The organism is Sphingomonas sp. Leaf10 (assembly GCF_001421245.1).
In the GTDB taxonomy this organism is placed as follows: Bacteria; Pseudomonadota; Alphaproteobacteria; order Sphingomonadales; family Sphingomonadaceae; genus Sphingomonas.
This window is the reverse complement of record NZ_LMKE01000002.1, coordinates 126,421-127,754: the sequence shown is the minus strand read 5'-3', so window position 1 is coordinate 127,754 and position 1,334 is coordinate 126,421. Positions and strand designations below refer to the sequence as shown.

Sequence of the window (1,334 nt, the reverse complement as noted above, 5' to 3'; positions counted from 1 at the left end):
GGGAAAGTAAGCGCGCCACAACGGGCCGACCCACCCCCAGCCCCTCCCTTGTCAGGGAGGGGAGTTTAGCCGCCCGTCCAGCGATGCGCGTCCATCGACGCGCGCTTCATCTCGATCGAATAGCCCGGCAGCGTCGGCGCACGGTACGCACCGTTCACGACGATGCACGGGTCGACGAAATGTTCGTGCAGGTGATCGACGAACTCGGCAGCACGGTCGTGCTTCACACCCGAGAAGCACAGATAGTCGATCATCGACAAATGCTGGACATATTCACACAGCCCGACGCCGCCGGCATGCGGCCACACCGCAAGGTTGAACTTGGCCGCCATAAGTAGCACCGCCAGCACCTCGTTCACCCCGCCCAACCGACAGGCGTCGATCTGCACCACGTCCAGCGCATGGCGCATGATGAACTGTTTGAAGACGATGCGGTTCTGGCACATTTCGCCGGTCGCGACCTGCACCGGCTTCACCCCCTCGCGGATTGCGCGGTGCCCCTCGACATCGTCGGGCGAGGTCGGCTCCTCGATGAAGCGCGGCTTGGCAAAGGCGAAGTCGTTGACGCGGGCAATGGCGTCGGACACTTCCCACACCTGATTGGCGTCGATCATCAGGTCGATGTCCGGCCCGATCGTCTCGCGCGCCAGCGCCACGCGGCGACGATCGTTCGCGGGATCGCCGCCGACCTTCAGCTTGATATGGGTGAAGCCGTCGGCCACCGCTTCACGACACAGCCGGACCAGCTTTTCGTCCGAATAGCCGAGCCAGCCCGGCGACGTCGTATAGGCCGGATACCCCTCCGCCAGCAGCGTCGCCCGCCGCTCCGCCTTGCCGATCGCGCGTTCCTCGAGCAGCGCCACCGCCTCTTCGGGGGTGATGCAGTCGGTCATGTAGCGGAAGTCGATCAGGCCGACGATCTCGCTGGCCGACATCGACCCGATATAATCCCACAGCGGCAGGCCCGCCGCCTTGGCGAGCAGGTCCCACACCGCGTTGACGACCGCGCCGGTGGCGAGGTGGATGATCCCCTTTTCCGGGCCGACCCAGCGCAACTGGCTGTCCCCGGTCATCCGCCGCCAGAAGCCCGCCCCATCGCTACGGATAGCATCGAGCGACAGCCCCTCGACCAAAGGTGCCAGCGTCGCGATCGCCGCACAGCACAGGTCGTTGCCGCGCCCGATGGTAAAGGTCAGGCCGTGCCCTTCCAGCCCCGGCGTATCGGTTTCGAGGATACAATAGGCCGCCGAATAATCCGGCTCCGGGTTCATTGCGTCCGACCCGTCGAGGAAGGTCGAGGTCGGAAACCGGATGTCGTGGACCGATAGCCGGGT

General features: G+C 65.3%; 1 protein-coding gene. It reads right to left on the bottom strand.

Annotated elements, in window-relative coordinates; genetic code table 11:
- Nucleotides 1–65 precede the first annotated feature (65 nt).
- On the bottom strand, nucleotides 66–1,334 hold a 1,269-nt coding region (locus tag ASE59_RS05295; protein WP_082458111.1), incomplete at its 5' end, for an L-fuconate dehydratase.